18 protein-coding genes are annotated in these 18209 nt (G+C 63.9%); 11 read left to right on the top strand and 7 right to left on the bottom strand.

All coding sequences use genetic code 11. The features are described 5' to 3' along the window. Positions 1-12: 12 nt before the first annotated feature. Positions 13-2376 (top strand): AsmA family protein, encoded by a 2364-nt coding sequence (locus LDZ26_RS06885; protein ID WP_244846401.1) that lies wholly within the window; start codon positions 13-15, stop codon positions 2374-2376. Between the two features lie 287 nt (positions 2377-2663). On the opposite strand, the gene LDZ26_RS06880 is transcribed toward LDZ26_RS06885, so the two are convergent. From LDZ26_RS06880 to LDZ26_RS06860, 5 genes are all read right to left on the bottom strand, one after another. Further along, positions 2664-2909 (bottom strand): DUF2795 domain-containing protein, encoded by a 246-nt coding sequence (locus tag LDZ26_RS06880; protein WP_175940396.1) that lies wholly within the window; start codon positions 2907-2909, stop codon positions 2664-2666. 33 nt (positions 2910-2942) lie between these two features. Then, the gene (locus LDZ26_RS06875; RefSeq protein ID WP_244846399.1) at positions 2943-3203 is read right to left on the bottom strand and encodes a hypothetical protein; all 261 of its coding nucleotides are present in this window, start codon (positions 3201-3203) and stop codon (positions 2943-2945) included. Positions 3204-3439: 236 nt separating this feature from the next. Next, complete coding sequence (locus LDZ26_RS06870; RefSeq protein WP_244846396.1) at positions 3440-5176, bottom strand: ClcB-like voltage-gated chloride channel protein; 1737 nt, start codon at positions 5174-5176, stop codon at positions 3440-3442. 148 nt (positions 5177-5324) lie between these two features. Next, complete coding sequence (gene dkgB, locus LDZ26_RS06865) at positions 5325-6128, bottom strand: 2,5-didehydrogluconate reductase DkgB (protein ID WP_244846394.1); 804 nt, start codon at positions 6126-6128, stop codon at positions 5325-5327. 40 nt (positions 6129-6168) lie between these two features. Continuing rightward, entirely contained in the window at positions 6169-6906 is a 738-nt protein-coding gene (locus tag LDZ26_RS06860) for a glutathione S-transferase (RefSeq protein WP_244846391.1), read from the bottom strand. Between the two features lie 218 nt (positions 6907-7124). Here LDZ26_RS06860 and LDZ26_RS06855 point away from each other — a divergent pair, with 218 nt between their 5' ends. Continuing rightward, positions 7125-8363 carry a cystathionine gamma-synthase family protein gene (locus tag LDZ26_RS06855; protein ID WP_244846388.1) on the top strand — a complete coding sequence of 413 codons (1239 nt, stop codon included), beginning with the start codon at positions 7125-7127 and terminating at the stop codon, positions 8361-8363. Positions 8364-8541: 178 nt separating this feature from the next. Here LDZ26_RS06855 and LDZ26_RS06850 read toward each other — a convergent pair whose 3' ends face one another. Beyond that, positions 8542-8796, bottom strand: coding sequence for a hypothetical protein (locus tag LDZ26_RS06850; RefSeq protein ID WP_244846385.1), 255 nt, complete (start codon positions 8794-8796; stop codon positions 8542-8544). A gap of 40 nt (positions 8797-8836) precedes the next feature. On the opposite strand from LDZ26_RS06850, the gene LDZ26_RS06845 reads away from it, so the two are divergent. Next, positions 8837-8992 carry a hypothetical protein gene (locus LDZ26_RS06845; protein ID WP_244846382.1) on the top strand — a complete coding sequence of 52 codons (156 nt, stop codon included), beginning with the start codon at positions 8837-8839 and terminating at the stop codon, positions 8990-8992. A 106-nt stretch (positions 8993-9098) separates the two neighbouring features. Here the strand turns inward: LDZ26_RS06845 and LDZ26_RS06840 are convergent, their stop codons facing one another. Continuing rightward, positions 9099-10163, bottom strand: a complete 1065-nt coding sequence (locus LDZ26_RS06840; RefSeq protein WP_244846379.1) for a YeiH family protein — start codon at positions 10161-10163, stop codon at positions 9099-9101. Positions 10164-10277: 114 nt separating this feature from the next. Here LDZ26_RS06840 and LDZ26_RS06835 point away from each other — a divergent pair, with 114 nt between their 5' ends. From LDZ26_RS06835 to LDZ26_RS06800, 8 genes are all read left to right on the top strand, one after another. Then, positions 10278-11168, top strand: a complete 891-nt coding sequence (locus LDZ26_RS06835) for a LysR family transcriptional regulator (RefSeq protein ID WP_244846377.1) — start codon at positions 10278-10280, stop codon at positions 11166-11168. A 99-nt stretch (positions 11169-11267) separates the two neighbouring features. After that, on the top strand, positions 11268-12044 hold the full coding sequence (locus LDZ26_RS06830; protein WP_244846375.1) for a sugar phosphate isomerase/epimerase: 777 nt from the start codon (positions 11268-11270) through the stop codon (positions 12042-12044). Between the two features lie 34 nt (positions 12045-12078). Continuing rightward, entirely contained in the window at positions 12079-13095 is a 1017-nt protein-coding gene (locus LDZ26_RS06825; RefSeq protein WP_244846373.1) for a sugar kinase, read from the top strand. A 76-nt stretch (positions 13096-13171) separates the two neighbouring features. Then, positions 13172-14455, top strand: a complete 1284-nt coding sequence (locus tag LDZ26_RS06820; RefSeq protein WP_244846370.1) for an MFS transporter — start codon at positions 13172-13174, stop codon at positions 14453-14455. Between the two features lie 151 nt (positions 14456-14606). Continuing rightward, positions 14607-15578: a D-glycerate dehydrogenase gene (locus tag LDZ26_RS06815; RefSeq protein ID WP_244846369.1), complete on the top strand. Its 972-nt coding sequence runs from the start codon at positions 14607-14609 to the stop codon at positions 15576-15578. Between the two features lie 125 nt (positions 15579-15703). After that, the gene (locus tag LDZ26_RS06810; RefSeq protein ID WP_244846367.1) at positions 15704-16798 is read left to right on the top strand and encodes a LacI family DNA-binding transcriptional regulator; all 1095 of its coding nucleotides are present in this window, start codon (positions 15704-15706) and stop codon (positions 16796-16798) included. Between the two features lie 10 nt (positions 16799-16808). Continuing rightward, entirely contained in the window at positions 16809-17627 is an 819-nt protein-coding gene (locus LDZ26_RS06805; RefSeq protein WP_244846365.1) for a YhfC family intramembrane metalloprotease, read from the top strand. Between the two features lie 14 nt (positions 17628-17641). Then, complete coding sequence (locus LDZ26_RS06800; RefSeq protein ID WP_244846364.1) at positions 17642-18007, top strand: DUF3022 domain-containing protein; 366 nt, start codon at positions 17642-17644, stop codon at positions 18005-18007. The last annotated feature ends 202 nt before the right edge of the window (positions 18008-18209 follow it).

Raw genomic sequence — 18209 nt, 5'->3', positions numbered from 1 at the left:
GATGGAGAGGTCATGGCGCAAGCCCGAACCGCCGGAAAAATCGGAAAGATCGCAGCATGGTTCTTCGCCATTCTCGCGGTCCTGATCGCCGTGCTGGTGATCGTGTTCCTGACCTTCGACTGGAACCGGCTGCGGCCCTGGATCGACGACAAGGTCTCGCAGGCGATCGGCCGTCAGTTTCAGATCACGGGCGACCTCAAGGTGGGCTGGCGCCGTCCGCCGCACGAAACGGGCTGGAAGCGGTGGGTTCCGTGGCCGCGCTTCTCCGCCGAGAAAATCACCATCGCGAACCCGAACTGGGCGCGCCAGCAGCACTTCGCCACGCTCGATGAAATCGACTTTCAGGTCGCCGTGCTGCCGCTTCTTGCGCATGACATCGTGATTCCGAACATCAACCTCGTGAATCCGTCCATCGACATCGAACGGCTGAAGGACAATCGCAACAACTGGACGTTCAAGTTCAAGCAGTCGAGCGAGCCTTCGACATGGAACCTGACGCTCGGCGACATTTCGCTCGCCAAAGGCACGATCGGCGTCCATGACGAGGTGACCAAGACGCAGATGGACATCGTTGTCGATACGCTCGGCCAGGCCGTGCCCATCGGCGAAGTGATGAAGCAGCAGGAAGCCGCATCGACGAAATCGTCGGCGGAGATGGTCGGCAAGGGTGGGGCGGCCAAGCTCAGCAAGCAGGCGGATGCGGCGGCGGCATCGGAAGCGTCGGCTGCATCGGCGGCGGCAGCGGCGCATGCCTCGGCGCCGAATCCGGCGAGCACATCCGCGAACAAGAGCATCACGACCAAGGACGCGCCGAAGCCGCCGATTCCGCCGTATGCGTTCGGGTGGACCGCGAAGGGCACGTACAACAACGGCAAGGTCTCGGGCGAAGGCAAGCTCGGCGGCGTCCTGGCGGTGCAAGACGCGCAACGCCCGTTCCCCGTTCAGGCCGATGTGCGGCTCGGCGATACGCATATTGCATTCGTCGGCACCGTGACCGATCCCGCGCATCTCGCGGCGGTCGATCTGCGGCTCTGGGTGCAGGCGGTCAGCATGGCGCATTTATATACGTTCACCGGCGTTACGCTGCCGGAGACGCCGCCTTTCGCTACGGAAGGACGCCTGACCGGACAGTTCAGGGAAGAAGGCAACGTCTTCCACTACGAGAACTTCACCGGGCGCGTGGGCGGCAGCGATATCAACGGTTCGCTCGTCTATGCGGCCAGAAAGCCCCGGCCGCTCTTGCAGGGTGAACTCGTATCGCACCTGCTGCAGTTCTCCGATCTCGCGCCGATCATAGGCGCCGACTCCAACGCAAGCAAAGAGAAGCGCGGCGACGCGAAGAAGCAGCCGTCGGCCAAGGCGCTGCCGACCGAGGAATTCAAAACGGACCGCTGGAAGGCCATCGACGCCGACGTCAAGTTCACCGGCCAGCGCATCATCAAGGACCCGAAGCTGCCGATCACCGACCTCTACACGCATGTCGTAATGAAGGACGGCGTGCTCTCGCTCGAGCCGCTCAAGTTCGGCGTCGCAGGCGGCACGTTTGCATCCAATATTCATCTCGATGGCAGCGATGCGCCGCTGAAGGGCAAGGTGTCGGCGGAGGCGCGGCATCTGAAACTGAAGCAGCTGTTCCCGACCAACAAGACGATGCAATCCGCGCTCGGCGAAGTGAACGGCGATGCCGCGCTGTCCGCGACTGGCAATTCGCCTGCGGCGCTCGCCGCGAGTTCGAACGGCGAGGTGAAGGCGCTGATCACCGAGGGCACGGTGAGCCGGCTCTACATGGAGGCGGCGGGCCTGAACGTGGCGAACGTGGTCTACGAGAAGCTCTTCGGCAACCGGGACGTGAACATCAATTGCGCGGCCGCGGACTTCGTGGTGACGAACGGCGTGCTGGATTCGCGCGTCTTCGCGCTCGATACGGACGATGCGGTGATCAACGTGGACGGCACCATCAACCTGAAGACCGAGGACATGGATCTGGGCATCCATCCGCACACGAAGGGATTCCGCGTTTTCTCGCTGCGCTCGCCGTTGTACGTGAAGGGCACGTTCAAGGAGCCGAAGGTCGGCGTGAATGTGGGCGCGCTCGCGGTGCGCGGAGGCGCGGCGGTGGGGCTCGGACTGATCAACCCGTTCGCGGCGCTGATTCCGCTCATCGCGCCGAGCAACAACAAGCCGCTGCCGTGCGGGCAGATGCTCGCCGACATCCAGAAGCCGCCGACCGCGCCGCCGGCGGGGCAGAAGGCGAAGGCGAAGGCTGCGCCGGCGTATATGTCGTCGGGCGCGGCGGCCGCGGGTGCCGCCGACAAGGCGCCGAAGAAGCCGGCGGTGCCGGGGGCGGCAAGTGCGGGGCAGTATCGGGGGAGTTGATTGCTTCGGGATCTGTGGCGCGCGCGTCTTGCGCGCCACGTTCGATGCGCATGCGGCGATGGCTCAAGTCGATTGTGCGTGCAAGCGTGACTCTTTTCGACGCGCGGCTTGGTTTCGCTTCGCCGTCAACGACTTAATGCAGTTCTCGGCAGGTTATCAACAGGGTGATGCACGGTTTATGTGGATAGCGTTGCGCGCCCGCGCGTGAAAGCAGAAGCGTGGCGCATCCATCTGCAAGGTCGCCAGCGGACCGATGCTTCGTTGACTGGCTTACGGGGCGACGCCCGTCACCCCGCGATCCCCGGCCCGCCATTACTCCCCAGCAACTGCTCGACCGAATCCGCATCCGCGTAATCCTGTTCCGGCAGGCCATCGAATACGTTGATCACATCGTTGCTCGCGCCCGCCTGCCGCGCCGCTTCGACTAACGCGTCCTTGTTCGCGGGAAACTGCACCATGCGCAGCGTCTGCGCGATCTCGTCGTCGATCGGCTCGTCGTTCAGAAAGTGGTTTTCTGCGGGCTTGTCGGTCATCGTCGAATCCGTTGTCATGAAATTGATGAGCGTTCAGGTCAGCACCTGAATCGGCTGACTCGCCATGCCGCGGCTGGGCGTGCGCGATTTCGGCAGCGGCACATGACGCCAGCGGGCGTGGTCGAGATTCTGCGCGCTGATATCCGGCGCAGGCGGCGACACCGGCCCGGCATTCACACGCAGCGCGGCGCGCGTCGCCGACGCGACCGTCGAATCCGTCGAACTCGTATGCAGCGGCGCGGCGTAGCACGACACCGAAACCAGCGCCATCGACAACAACGTTGAGGTCTTCATCGGGCAACCCCTCCTCACGTAAGCAGCCAGAGCATCAAGCAGCATCAAGCAAAGCCTATGCCGATGGTTCTTCGGCCTGGCTTTCGCGCGTCTGAAGCGTCGCTTCGGATCGCGAACGGGCGCGACGAACGGGCGTCGCGCGACCGAACTTCGAGTGATGCGTGAACTCGCCATTCGCGCCCCGGACGCGCATCCTCCCGACGCTGCGAGCCACGAAATTGCATGGCCGCGCAGTTTCAGCGCGTGGTCGGGTTCAGACGGAAGTATGCGTCCAGAAGCGAGGTCTTGTACACGACGCCCAGCAGGAGCGGCGCGGATTTGCGCTCGATCACCGGCAGCCGTTCGCCCTGGAACGCGAGAAAGTGCTGTAGCGCCTCGCCGAGCGACATGTCGGGCGTGAGCACGTCGAATTGCGGCTGAAGATAATCGGCGGCGGTCTTCGTCGCCGTGTCGTGAGCGTCGAGCAGATCGGACGTGATGTCCTTCAGCGCGACGACGCCGCGAAAGCGCCCGGCTTCATCGATCACGTAGAGGTACTTCACCGGATACTCGAGGAACACGCGCGTCATGTCCTTCACGTTCGCCGTCAGCGGCACGACCGTATCGGCGGGCTTGACGAGCTCGCGCATCTGCGTCGCGGCGAGGCGCAGCCGCTCCTTTTCCTCGCGCGTGCGGCGCAGCGTGACTTCGTACATCGACGTCTGCTCGGACGTGCGCGCGATGAAATACGCGACGACGCACGAGAGCATCAGCGGCAGCACGACCTGATACGAGAGCGTCATCTCGAAGATCATGAGGATCGCCATCAGCGGCGCGTGCGTGGCGGCGGCGAGAAAGGCGCCCATGCCGACCATCGCGTAGGCGAACGGCGCGGACGTCGAATGCGGCCAGACGCCGTGCACGCCCATCCCGAAGAGACAGCCGAGCACCGCGCCCACGAAGAGCGTCGGCGTGAAGATACCGCCGACCGCGCCGGAGCCCGCGGTCGCTGCCGTCGCGATGGTCTTGAAGACGAGCACCGTGAGCAGCGCCGTCCAGGTCCACGGTTGATGCAGCAGCGAGTTGACGACTTCATAGCCATTGCCCCAGACTTCCGGCCACCATACGGAGATGATGCCGACGATCAGTCCACCGAGCGCGAGCCGCACCGGCAAGGGCAACGGCAGTAGCGCGAAGCGCCGTTTCGACGCCGCGAGCAGCCGCAGAAAATGCGGCGCCAGCGCGCCGCACAGCAGGCCGAGCACCACGAAAAGCAGCACTTCGACGCCCGCGATGGTCGGGAACACCGGCATCTCGTAAGGCGGCCGGTAGCCCGCGAACTCGCGCATCGTGATGTTGGCGACGACCGACGACACGACGATGGGCCCGAAGCTCTCCATCGCCATCGAGCCAAGCACGATCTCCGTGACGAAGAACGCGCCGGCGATCGGCGCGTTATACGCGGACGTGATGCCCGCCGCCGCCCCGCACGCGACGAGCAGTCGCAGGCGCGGCGGGTCGAAGTGGACCCATCGGCCGATGAGCGACGAGACGAGCGCGGCAAGCTGCACCATCGACCCTTCACGGCCGATGGAGCCGCCGCTCGTGATGGTGAAGAGCGACGACAGGCTTCGCCAGACCGTTTGCGAGACCGGCACCGCGCCGTCGCCGATGGTGACGGCTTCCATGTAATCGGCGTTCGCGTGCTTCTTCTCATGCCGCCGCGCCGCGATCAGGCAAAAGCCCGCGACGAGTCCGCCGGCGGCCGGCAGCGCGATGCGCGCGGGCCACGGCAGCAGGGTCGCCAGCGCGACGAGTCCCTCGGAGTGATTGCCCAGCAGCCGCTGCGAGAGCGCGATGCCTTCGCGAAAGACGGTCGTCGCAAACGCGCCCGCCACGCCGACGACCACCGCCCAGATGAGCATCGTGTGCGAGTCGGACAGCCGAAAGAGTCGTTGCGCGTGCGTGCGCAGCTTGAGCAGGAACGAGAGCACGGGTCGATTAGCTGTAAGCGTGGATAGCTTAGAAGCAAAAGGAATAAAGCGCCGCAAGGATAGCATTGCGCGCGGGCCCCGCAGAGCGCGCGCCCGCAAAAAAGCCCGGCGCGCGACAGCGGACCGGGCTCGATGGTGCGCGGGCTGGCTACCACTTCGGCGCGAACGACGGATTCGCGTTGCGCTTGCCTTCGTCGAGCTTGTCGATTTTGGCGATGTCGTCGGCATCGAGCTTGAGCTTTTGCGCGTCCCAGTTGGCTTGCTGGTGCTCCGCATTGGTCGATGCCGAGAGCACCACGATGTCGCGCGACAGCAGCCACGCGAACGTCACCTGCGCAGGCGTCGCGCCGTGCTTCGCGGCGATCGCCTTGATGGTCGTGTCGTTGTGGGCGCGGCCTTCGCCGAGCGGCATGTAAGCGGTGACTTTCACGCCGAGCCGCTGCGTCGCTTCGACGAGCGGGCGGTTGGCGAGGAACGGGCTGACCTCGATCTGGTTCGTGACGATCTCGCGCCCGCCCGGCGCATTCAACGCTTCTTCGAGCAGCGGCGCGGTGAAGTTCGACACGCCGTAGTGGCGGATCAGGCCGAGTTGCTGCGCTTCCTGCATCGCGGCGAGCGTTTCGGCGATGGGCACCGCGCCGTCGGGCGACGGCCAGTGGACGAGCGCCAGGTCGATGGTGCCGATATCGAGCTTCGCGTGGCTGTCCTTCAGGCTCGCGATCAGCTTGTCGTGCGCGAGGCGGTCCCACCAGACTTTCGTCGTCACCCAGACGTCGTCGCGCGCGATGCCCGATTCGCGCACGCCCCGGCCGACGGCGGCTTCGTTGTTATAGAACTGCGCCGTGTCGATATGGCGATAGCCGATTTGCAGCGCGCTCTTGACGGCTTGCGTGGTTTTGTCTGCATCGACGCGAAACGTGCCGAGACCGAAGGAAGGAATCGTTTCGACCATGCTGGCTCCTTTGTTGAGGTAGGTTAGGCCAGGACGCGCTTCACTGCGCGTCCTGATCGAGTTCGGGGTAGTGCCGGAAAATGCCCGATTCATTGAACGGAATGCGCCGCTCGGAATCCACGTACGCCGCGATGTTCGGCCGTTCGAGCACGGCGTCATGCAGCGCCGACACGCGCGGATAGTGCTTGGCGAATGTCTTCATCGCGCGAGGGAATGCATAATGCAATCCCTCGACGATCTGGAACATCGAAAGGTCGACATAGGTGATGGTGTCGCCGACCATCTGCGTGTCGCCGTGCGGGTTCTGCTTGAGCACGCGCTCGAAATAGCCGATGAACTTCGGCACGCGCTTCTCGATGAAATTCTTCGTGCGAATCTTCGCGGCGTCTTTCTGGTCTTCGTAATACAGATCGGTGGCGAGCGGATGATGCGTATCGTGTACCTCGGCCACGAGATCCGCGATGGTCAGCTGCAATCCATGCGCGACGTAGCGCAAGGCTTCGTCTTTCGGCGCAAGGTTCAGCTTCGGACCCAGATAGAGCAGGATGTTCGCCACCTGCGGCACGATGAGTTCGCCGTCTTTCAGGAACGGCGGCGCAAACGGAATATGCGGCTCTGTCTTGCTGTTGAGCAGCTTCATCATGGCGTCCATGCCATAACCGCTCTTCTTCGATGCGCGGGCGACATCGATGTACTCCGCACCCGCATCTTCCAGCGCGAGCCGCACGAATTCCCCGCGGCCCTGCAAGCCGTCCCAGTAATACAGTTCGTAAGCCATGCGTGAACTCCTCGTCGATCGGCCGCAAGCGGCAGAGGCATCGTTGCTGCTATTGAAGCACGATGCGCGCGGCGTGAAGCGTGATCGAAGCAACGCCTATACCCGCGCGGAGCGGCGATTGCGTGAAAACCTGCGGTGTAGAATGGCCTTTTGCATGCGGTCTACATAACGCCGCATGCAGCATGCAAGCGATACATCGACAAGCAAGCGGAGAAGGGATGGACAAGCAAGGCTTCACCACGAGCATCGTTCACGGCGACCGCAACGCGGGCGTCGAACATGGCGGCCTGCGCCAGCCGATCCATACATCGGTGCAGTACGGGTTCGAGCGCGTCGAAGACCTGATCGGTGTGTTCCAGGGCACGAAGAAGGGCGGCTATAACTACGCGCGCCAGGGCACGCCGACAACCGCCGCGCTCGAACGCAAGCTCACAATGCTGGAAGAAGGCGTCGGTTCGATCTGCTTCAGCACCGGCATGGCTGCGATCACGGCGGTCTTCCTGACGCTGTTGCGCGCGGGCGATCATCTCGTCGCGAGCCGTTATGTGTTCGGCAACACGAACAGCCTCTTCAATACGCTCCGCACGCTCGGTATCGAGGTGACGACGGTCGATGCCGGGAAGACCGACCATGTCGCCGAGGCCATCACCCCGAAGACACGCATGGTCTTCGTCGAAACCATCGCGAATCCGGGCACGCAGGTGCCGGACCTCGCGGGTATCGGCGAACTCTGCCGCGAGCGCGGGCTGGCTTATGTCGTCGATAACACGATCACGTCGCCCGCGCTTTTCAAGCCGAAGCACGTCGGCGCGAGCCTCGTCGTCAATTCGCTGACGAAGACCATCGCAGGTCATGGCGCGGCGCTCGGCGGCGCCGTCACGGACACGGGGCTTTTCGACTGGAGCCAGTATCCGAACATCGCCGACGATTACCGCCGTGCCGGTCCGAAGGAACAAGGGCTGTTGCAGATCCGCAAGAAGGGCCTGCGGGACATGGGCGCCGCGCTTTCGTCCGAGCAGGCGCATCAAATCGCGCTCGGCGCCGAAACACTGGCGCTACGCGTCGCGAAGTGCAGCGACAACGCGCTTGCCCTTGCGCGCTTTCTGGAAGGTCACGAGGCCATCGGGCGCGTGTTTTATCCGGGGCTGGAGAGCCATCCGCAGCATGGCATCGCGAAGTCTTTGTTCAAGAGCGGCTCGTGGCTGCTTTCGTTCGAGTTGCGCAATCCCGACAAAATGCTCGACGTCGTCAATGCACTGCAACTGCCGGTGAAGGCGACGGGTCTGGGCGATACGCGCACGCTCATCATTCCTGTCGCGCCGACGATCTTCTTCGAAGCGGGCTCGCAAACGCGCAAGGCGATGGGCATTTCCGACGGCATGATCCGGCTGTCGGCGGGCATCGAAGAGACCGACGATCTGATCGCGGATTTCGAGCAGGCCCTTCGGCTTGCCTGACCAGAGAGACTGCCTTCGGGCGGTCCTTCTGATCTAGTTAGGACTATCAAATAAAATGCGGCTAGCCCGTTCGTCGTGGTAGCTTCACAAACGGGCGAGCCGCAAAATGAGGCGCACGCGAGCAGAAATGTCTGCGAGGCCCGGTCACTCGACAAGCAACCGAGCCGAAGCGCGCGGCTTAGCGATGGTGCTCGGCGTAATAGACCGCAGCTTGATCGAGTTCGGCCTGAGCCTGCTTCAACAACTGCTTTGCCTTCTCTGCGTGACCGCCGAACTGACCGCGACCGGCCGATTGCGCGGCCTCGATGTGGCGGTACCCCTGATCGACGAGCTGATGCGCGCCTTCGATGTCGTGATTGACTGCACCGCCAGCAGCCATCGCCGTCGTAGCGGCGATTGCGAGGGCAGCAGCAGTGATGATCGAGCGTTTCATATGTCTTTCCCAGTTACGTTGTTGAGCAGCAGACGACACGATGAGAGACAGTCTCTTCCTGTCGTTCACGGCGAATCGCACTGCTTTGCAGGCAATCGCCGACGCATACAACGTGGCCGAAGCATATGCCGCTGACTTTGCCGATCTTCGTTTTGGTAACCGCGAATTACGAGATGAGCCGGTTAGGATTCTGTGATCGCAAAGGAAAGTTAGTACTACGGTGAATCGTACGAGCTTCGTCGCGCTAAAGCGAAAGCGCGTCTCTATGAATTGGACGCCGCATTTGCACACTCACGAGCGGATCAACCGAAAAGGCGTTCAACGCCGTACGTTATCGCCAGGCCGCCCACCACCAGCCACACGTAGAGAATCGCGCCCGTTGCAATCGCCCGCGGGCCGGCTTCCCGAATCTGCGCGATGCGCGTTTCCATGCCGAGCGCGGTCATCGCCATCGTGAGCGCGAAGGTGTCGAGCGTGTTGAGCGTGCTCGTGGCGCTTTCCGGCAGGATATGCAGCGAATTCACGACGACGAGCGCGAGGAATCCGAGCGCGAACCACGGCACCGCGAGCTTGCCTTTTCCTTTGTTGACGCTCGCTGTCGCATCGCCGCGTGCCCGGTTGATCCATACGCCGACCACGAGCAGCACCGGCACCAGCAACATCACGCGCGTCATCTTGACGATGGTGGCGATGTGCGTCGCCTCCGGGCTCACGTTGCTCGCCGCGCCGACGACCTGCGCGACTTCGTGGATCGTGCCGCCGAAGAAGAGCCCCGCGCCGAGCGTGTCGAGATGCAGCCATCCTGCATGCAGTGCGATCGGGTAAAGGAACATCGAGAGGGTGCCGAACAGCACGACGCTTCCGACCGCCATCGCGCTCTTGTGCGGCTTGGATTGCAGCGTCGATTCGAACGCGAGCACGGCCGCCGCGCCGCAGATTGCGCTGCCGGCCGCCGTGAGGAGCGCCGTATCGCGGTCGAGCTTCATGAGCTTCATGCCCACCCACGTACCGATAACGAGTGTGCTCACGACGACGAGCGTCGATACGGCGAAGCCCGGCAGGCCAACTTGCGCGATCTCCTGGAGACTCACGCGCAGTCCGAAGAATGCCACCGCAATGCGCAGGAGCTTGCGCGCCGAAAAGTTGACGCCGGCTGCCCAGCTCTGCGGCATGCCGTCCTTGAGCGCATTGCCGTAGAGCGCGCCCGCCACGATGCCGACGATCAGCGGGCTGATCCCGAGCCCGGCGATGGCAGGCAGCGCGGACAACCGCGTGACCGCCGCGGCGAACAAGGCGACGAACAGAATGCCGTTGAGCTGACCACGGGTGGACGAACCGGAGGCAAGCGAGGCGGGGACGGTGGACATATGCGGCGTCCTTCAATGGGCGTTGAGCAATGCCGCTATCCTAGTTCGGATATATGCATATGAGAAATCGTGATTTAGAATGCCAAATATCCATTTTACGGATACTTCCGCGCCGTGACCCCCGACCAGTTGATAACCTTCGCCACCGTAGCGGAGCACGCCAATATAAGCCGGGCGGCGGTCGCGCTCCATCTTTCGCAGCCCGCCGTTTCGGGCCAGCTCCGTTTATTGAATGAAGAATTCGGTGAACCGCTGTACCAGCGCGACGGCCGCGGCATCCGACTCACGCCGGCGGGCGAAGCGCTGCTCGGATACGCCACGCGCTTGCGGGAGGCGTTCCAGCAGGCGCATGCGCTGCGCGACGCCATGCGCGGGTTGGAAAGCGGGACGTTGCGCATCGGCGCGAGCACGACGCCCGCCAGTTATCTGCTGCCATACCTGATCGCAGCGTTCCGCAAGCGCTACCCGGAGGTCGTCGTCACGACCATCGACGGGAACACGGCGGAAATCGTCGCGGCGCTCGGCTCGCTCGATGTCGCGATCATCGAGGGACCCACCGGCCTCGGCTTGCCGCCAACGGCGGGCGTGACGCCGTGGCTCGACGACGAAATCGTGGCGATCGTGCGCGCCGGGCATGCGCTCGCCGACGGCCGCGCCGGCGCGACGCTGGAGGGCATCGGCGAGCATCCGCTGGTGTTGCGCGAGCGCGGTTCGGGCGTGCGCCAGATCGTGGAGCGGGCGTTCGGCGAACGTGGCGTCGACATGCGTGTGGCACTAGAGATCGCAGGCGTGGAGGGCGTGAAAGAAGCGGTGCGGGCGGGCATGGGCATCGGCTTCGTTTCCGCGATGTCCATCCGTCACGAGGACAATGCGCTGCGGCGTCTGCATATCGCGCCCGAGCCGCTCATGCGCCGTTTCTCGATTCTGTTGCCGCATGCAGCCGCGCCGTCGCGCGCCGCCGCGCGTTTTGTCGAGATCTGCGAAGACCGCGCCGCCCTCGGCTAGGGAATTCCACTATGGCGCGAGCGGGTGCTCAGGGCGCAGTATCCGGACTCAGTCAGGCGCTTCGGCGTCTTTTTTGCAAAAGGGATTGGAACCGGTTCCATGAGACAGTCGAGCAGCAGCGCGAAAACTGAAGTTGTGATTGTCGCGAGCGCGTTCGGCGTCGATGCGATCCGTCGCGATGGCCATGCCGCGTGGGCGGAGAAAGCGTCGCTCTCGGGCGCAGACGGTTTCGAAGTTCGTCGCGAACTGTGCGCCGACGCCAGCCTGGACGCACTCGCGCGGCTCGGCGAGCGCATCAGGGCAGCTGGCTTATGGGCCGTGCATTCGACGCCTGCGACCCTGTTTACTGCCGACGGCTCGCTCGACCACGAAGCGCTTGCGCTCGCAATCGATGAAGCGCGGGCGTTGGGTGCGCGCATCGTCAAGCTGCAATTAGGCGGCGACGAGCGCGGCGTGGCGACGGATTCGGCGACGCTGGAGGCGCTCACGCGCGCCATCGACGGCTCTTCGGCTCGGGTGCTGGTCGAGAACGGTCAATTGCGTGCCGGCGGTTTGCCGAATGCATTCGAAATGCTATTCGCCGCGCTGCCGGCCGACAGTGGTCTTGCAATGACGTTCGATACCGGCAACTGGCGCTGGGCCGATGTCAATCCGCTCGACGCCGCCAAGCGGCTTGGCCGGCATGTCGGCTATATACACTGCAAGGCGACGCAAGGCGAGGGCGCCCGGCGCTTCGCCGTCGCGCCGGCCCACGACGACGCGCAGTTCGCCGCAATCCTCTCGCATTTGCCGTCCGATGCGCCACGCGGCATTGAATTTCCGTTCCGCGACGAAGCCGACGCGGCGACTCAGGTGGCGCGCATCGCGGCGTTCTGATTTGAATTCTGTACGCACAAGACAAGGATCGAACATGCAGGTTGAGCACGAAGCTCTGGACGTCGTCACCTACGGCGAAGCGATGACGATGTTCGTCGCCGCAGAAACGGGTGATCTCGCGTCGGTCGGCCACTTCACGAAGCGCGTCGCCGGGGCGGATCTGAACGTCGCCATCGGCTTGTCGCGGCTCGGCTTCAAAGTCGGCTGGATGAGCCGCGTCGGCCGCGATTCGTTCGGCCGCTACGTCCTCGACGTGCTCGCGGAGGAAGGCATCGACGCGCGCTGCGTGAGCATCGACGAGCGCTATCCGACAGGGTTTCAGCTGAAGGGCAAATGCGACGACGGCAGCGATCCGGCAGTCGAGTATTTTCGCAAGGGCTCGGCGGCAAGCCATCTTTCGGTCGACGACTATGTCGCGGATTACGTGGTCGGCGCGCGTCACCTGCACCTCACAGGCGTCGCGCCGGCGATCTCCGCAAGCTCGCGCGAACTCGCGTTCCACATGGCCCGTGAAATGCGCGCCGCAGGCAAGTCGATCTCCTTCGATCCGAACCTGCGCCCGACGTTATGGCCGTCGCGGGAAGCCATGGCCGAATCGTTGAACGCGCTCGCCGCGCTCGCCGACTGGGTTCTGCCCGGCGTGAGCGAGGGCCTCGTGCTTACCGGTTATGCGGCGCCGGAGGACATCGCGGCGTTCTATCTCGACCGCGGCGCGAAAGGCGTGGTCGTCAAGCTCGGCGCAGAGGGCGCATACTTCCGCACCGCCGATGGCGACTCAGGCGTCGTTGCCGGCGTGCCGGTCACGAACGTGGTCGATACCGTCGGCGCCGGCGATGGCTTCGCAGTCGGCGTCGTGAGCGCGCTGCTCGAAGGGCGCAGCGTGCGCGATGCAATCGCACGCGGCAATCGCATTGGCGCATTGGCGATTCAAGTGATCGGCGACAGCGAAGGCCTGCCGACGCGCGAGGCGCTAGATGCGCTCGAATCGCAGGACCAGAGCGGCAAAAACGACAAAAACGACAAGACGGCCCGAGCCGCGATCATCGTCTGACATCGCCAGACGACATCGAGGCGAACTCGATCACGAGCGAGCCCTAAACACCCGACACTCAGCGTTCGGAGACAACATGCACACATCCTCGACCCCCACGCTCGCCGTGCGCCGCTGGTGGGCGATCATGCCGATCGTCTTCATCACGTACAGCCTCGCGTATCTCGACCGCGCGAACTACGGCTTCGCCTCGGCCGCCGGCATCAATCAGGATCTCGGAATCAGCAAGGGACTGTCGTCGCTGATCGGCGCGCTGTTCTTTCTCGGCTATTTCTTCTTTCAGATTCCGGGCGCGATCTACGCAGAACGCCGCAGCGTCAAGAAGCTCGTGTTCTGGAGCCTCGTGCTCTGGGGCGGATGCGCGGCGGCGACGGGCATGGTCAGCAACATTCCGTCGTTGATGGCCATTCGCTTCGTGCTCGGCATCGTCGAAGCCGCAGTGATGCCCGCGATGCTCGTCTTCATCGCGAACTGGTTCACGAAGTCCGAGCGATCGCGCGCCAATACGTTCCTCATTCTCGGCAATCCGGTGACGGTGCTGTGGATGTCGGTCGTGTCCGGTTATCTCGTGAATTCGTTCGGCTGGCGTCACATGTTCGTCGCCGAAGGTCTTCCGGCGATCGCGTGGGCGGTGATCTGGTGGTTCATCGTCAAGGACAAGCCCGCGCAGGTGAGCTGGCTTTCGGATCAAGAGAAGCGCGATCTCGATGCGACGCTGCGCGCGGAGCAGGCCGCGATCAAGCCGGTTAAGAACTATCGCGAGGCCTTCAAATCGCCCGCGGTCATGAAGTTGTGCGCGCAGTATTTCTGCTGGAGCATCGGCGTGTATGGCTTCGTGCTGTGGCTTCCGTCGATTCTGAAGAGCGGCTCCACGCTCGGTATGGTCGAGACGGGATGGCTTTCGGCTGTGCCTTATCTCGCGGCCACCATTGCGATGCTGCTCGCCTCGTGGGCCTCCGACAAGCTCCAGGCACGCAAGGCGTTCGTGTGGCCCTTCCTGCTGATCGGCGCGGTGGCGTTCGCGGGTTCGTATCTGCTTGGGACAACTAATTTTTGGGCGTCGTACACCTTGCTCGTGATTGCCGGTGCCGCCATGTATGCGCCGTACGGGCCTTTCTTTGCGATCGTGCCCGAGTTGCTGCCGAAGAACGTCGCAGGCGGAGCGATGGCGCTTATCAATAGCATGGGGGCGCTGGGCTCGTTCGTGGGTTCCTACGTGGTCGGATATCTGAACGGCGCGACCGGGTCGCCAGCGGCCTCGTACGTGTTCATGAGCGTTGCGCTCTTGCTTTCCGTTTGGTTCACGTTGGCTGTCAAGCCTCAAGCCGCCGTTCCGGCTTCGCGGGTTTTGCGGTCTTGACGTATGCGGTTTGGTGGGACTTGCTTTGTCGGTATGTTGACGTTGAATCGCTTTATGAGGCAGCAACGCAGATACACCGACGCGAGTACAAGTTCCACGAAGAATGAATGCTGACGGCCCGCTCAAGGGCGACTTGAACCCATTGCCGACCATGACTCAGAAAAAGATCGTAGCCTACAAGCCCTTACCGCCCGACGTGGAAGCGTACCTTCGCACGCACGCGGAAGTCATCAATGTCGATCCGAAGGACCACGCCGCGTTCGTAGCGGCGCTCAAGGACGCCGACGGCGCCATCGGCGCAAGCGTGAAGATCACGCCCGACATGCTCGAAGGCGCCACGCGCCTGAAGGCGTTATCGACCGTATCGGTAGGCTTCGACAACTTCGACGTCGACGACCTGACGCGTCGCGGCATCGTCCTGACGCACACGCCCGACGTGCTGACCGAATCCACCGCCGATACGGTCTTCGCGTTAATCCTTGCAAGCGCGCGCCGCGTCGTCGAACTCGCCGAATGGGTGAAGGAAGGCAACTGGAAAGGAAGCATCGGCGAAGCATGTTTCGGCGTCGACGTGCAGGGCAAGACGCTTGGTATCGTGGGACTTGGCCGCATCGGCGGGGCAGTCGCGCGGCGTGCCGCGCTCGGCTTTCGCATGAACGTGCTCTATACGAACAGGCAGCCCAACGAGCAAGCCGAGCAACAATACGGCGCGAAGCGCGTGCCGCTCGACGAACTGCTCGCGCAGTCCGATTTCGTGTGTCTGCAAGTGCCGCTCACGCCCGAAACGCGCGGTCTCATCGGCGCCAATGAACTGAAGAAGATGAAGCCGAACGCGATCCTCATCAACGCGTCACGCGGGCCGACCGTCGATGAAACCGCGCTCATCGAAGCGCTGAAAAACGGCACGATCCGCGCCGCCGGCCTCGATGTGTTCCAGCAGGAGCCGCTGCCAGCCGATTCGCCGCTCCTTTCGATGAAGAACGTCGTCGCGCTGCCGCACATCGGCTCGGCCACGCACGAAACGCGGCATGCAATGAACCGCAATGCCGCCGAGAATCTGATCGGCGCGCTCGACGGCACGCTCACAGAAAACATCGTCAATCGCGAAGTGCGCATGCGCTAACCGCGATGGGATCGGCGCGTCGCATGCGATAACATGCGCTTGGGCGGCACGCTTGCACCGCCTCGCATTTTGTATGCAACGTGCATCGGCGCTCGACGAGCACGAGCCAGTCCTCACGACACATCATGTCCGACGATCCCAACAAGCAGACTCTTCGCCCGCTGACTTTCGCCGCCCGACGCGCGACGATCACCGACGTCGCACGCGAGGCCGGCACCGGCAAGACCAGCATTTCGCGTTATCTGAACGGCGAGACGGGCGTGCTGTCGCTCGAATTACGCGAGCGCATCGAAGCGGCCATCGCGAAGCTCGACTATCGGCCGAACCAGATGGCGCGCGGCCTGAAACGCGGGCGCAACCGGTTGATCGGCATGTTGCTCGCCGACCTCACGAATCCCTATTCGGTCGAAGTGGTGCAAGGCGTCGAGGCCGCCTGCCATGCGCTCGGCTACATGCCGCTCATCTGCCATGCCGCGAACGAGGTCGACATGGAGCGGCGTTATCTGCAACTGCTCACCACTTACCGCGTGGAAGGCGTGATCGTCAACGCGCTCGGCGTGAAGGAAGAACTGCTGCAGGGCTTCACGCAAGGCGGCATTCCGGTCGTGCTCGTGGACCGCACGGTCGAAGGCATCGTCACCGATATGGTCGGGCTCGACAATCCTGCCGCCGTCGCGCTCGCCACGCGTCATCTCGTCGATGAAGGCTTCGACGAGTTGCTCTTCATCGTGCAGCCGGTGACGCACGTGAGTTCCCGACGCTTGCGCGAAGCCGCGTTCCGCGAGGCCGTCGCGGCGCTCGGCGCAAGCGGTTCGACGCTCGTGCTCGATCTCTCGGATGCCGCATCCGCGCTCGCCGAAATGGACCGGCGTGTCGATGCCGCGCGCTCGGCCGGCAAGCGCGTGGCGCTTTTCGCGGCAAACGGGCCGGTTGCGCTGCGCGTCGCCGTGCACTTGAAGGAGCGGCACGGCCCGGACTGGCAGGCGAGCGTCGCGCTGCTCGCCATCGACGATTCGGAATGGGCGGAACTCGCGGGCATGACGGCGGTTCGCCAGCCCACCTACGACATCGGCCGGCGCGCGGTCGAGTTTCTGCACGAGCGGCTCGGCGGTGCGTTGATGCCGGCGCGCGAGTGCCTGCTGCCGGGCGAACTCATCGTGCGGTCCTCGACGCAACGCTCGGCCGGCGTCACACAACAGCCGGCGACTCACGGACTCTGAAGGCACCTGAATGGTCAGCATCCCGACGCTGGCGGGCCTCGTATTCGTGACGCTCGTCGTCGCGGCCATGCCCGTCGTGTTGTACCGCAAGCTGCGCACGCGCTTTAGGCTGGTGCCGCGCGAGCCGATTCTCGGCATCGCGGTCTTCGCGCTCTTTGCGATGGTCATCGAGCGCGCGCTGCACGGCTTCGCGCTCGGCAATGCGGTGACGTCGCATTGGCTGTCGAATCCTGTCGTGTTCGTCGTGTACGGCGCCCTCGCGGCGGGCGTATGCGAGGAAGCGGGGCGCTTCGCCGGCATGAAATGGCTGATCCGGCGCGAGCCCGGTGCGCTCGAACGACACGGCCCGGCGCTCGGCTACGGCATCGGTCATGGCGGGGCGGAAGCCTGGATCGTCGGCGCGCTGGTGCAGGCGCAGTGGATCTTGTATGCAATCCTCGCGAATAACGGCACGCTCGACGCGCATTTCGAAAGCGCGCCGCTCGACGCCCTCGCGCGCATTCACATGATCCTGATGAGCTTGTCGCCGGTGTCGGCGGGCATCTTTCTGGTCGAGCGCGTGAGTGCATTCGTCTTCCAACTTGGCTTCTCGGCGCTCATGTGGCAACTGCTGCGCGAGCGCTCGCGTGGTGCGCTCGGCGTGCTGATCGCCGCTCATGCGCTTGTCGGACTGCCCGCTGCGCTGTTTCAGGCGCGCATGATTCCGCTCGTCGCGGCGGATGCGGTGTATCTCGTGCTGGGCGTCATCGTCGCGCTGGCGCTCGTGCGCTACTATCGCCGCGCCGCCGAAGCCGACAATTCATCGACTCCCGCCGCCCGCCAACCCTGAACGACCGAAACCGAATGGACGATTACCAATACGACTGCGCGAGCGCGGATATCGACATGCTCGCACACGTGATCAGCGATCTCTTCCCCGAGCAGACGCAGTTCGCCGAACGCATCGACGACAGCGGCCGCACTTCGCTGATGATTCACTACATCGCGATGCGCTTCGGCTCGACGGCGCGGCGCATTACCATCGATGTGCGCTTCGATCCGGGCGCGCTCGCGCGATACCGCGCGCTGCCGCCGCGTTTGCAGGCGCGCAGCTACGCGGTGCTGCGGGCCTATGTCGAGGCGACGCTCGGCTCGCTCGAAGAGCGTTATGCGAACGGGGAGGCCGTCCCGCGCGAGGTCGAGATCGAAATGGGGGAGGACTTTGCTTGAGTGCTTGAGTGCTTGAGTGCTTAGGGCTGCGCGTTGAAGGCGTTCTAGGCGCCTTCATGCGGTAGAGGCGCTCGCACCGCTCGGATGGTCGAAACGCAAGGCCTTGCGGCGCTCAGTACGCGAGCAGTTGCTGGGCGTCTGAAGGCGGGCGCTTAGAGGCCATTGCATCGCGCGCTCTGAGGCGCTATCGAAACTGAAAGTG

This window comes from Caballeronia sp. SL2Y3, assembly GCF_022879575.1.
GTDB lineage: Bacteria > Pseudomonadota > Gammaproteobacteria > Burkholderiales > Burkholderiaceae > Caballeronia.
This window is presented reverse-complemented; position numbering and strand designations above follow the sequence as displayed.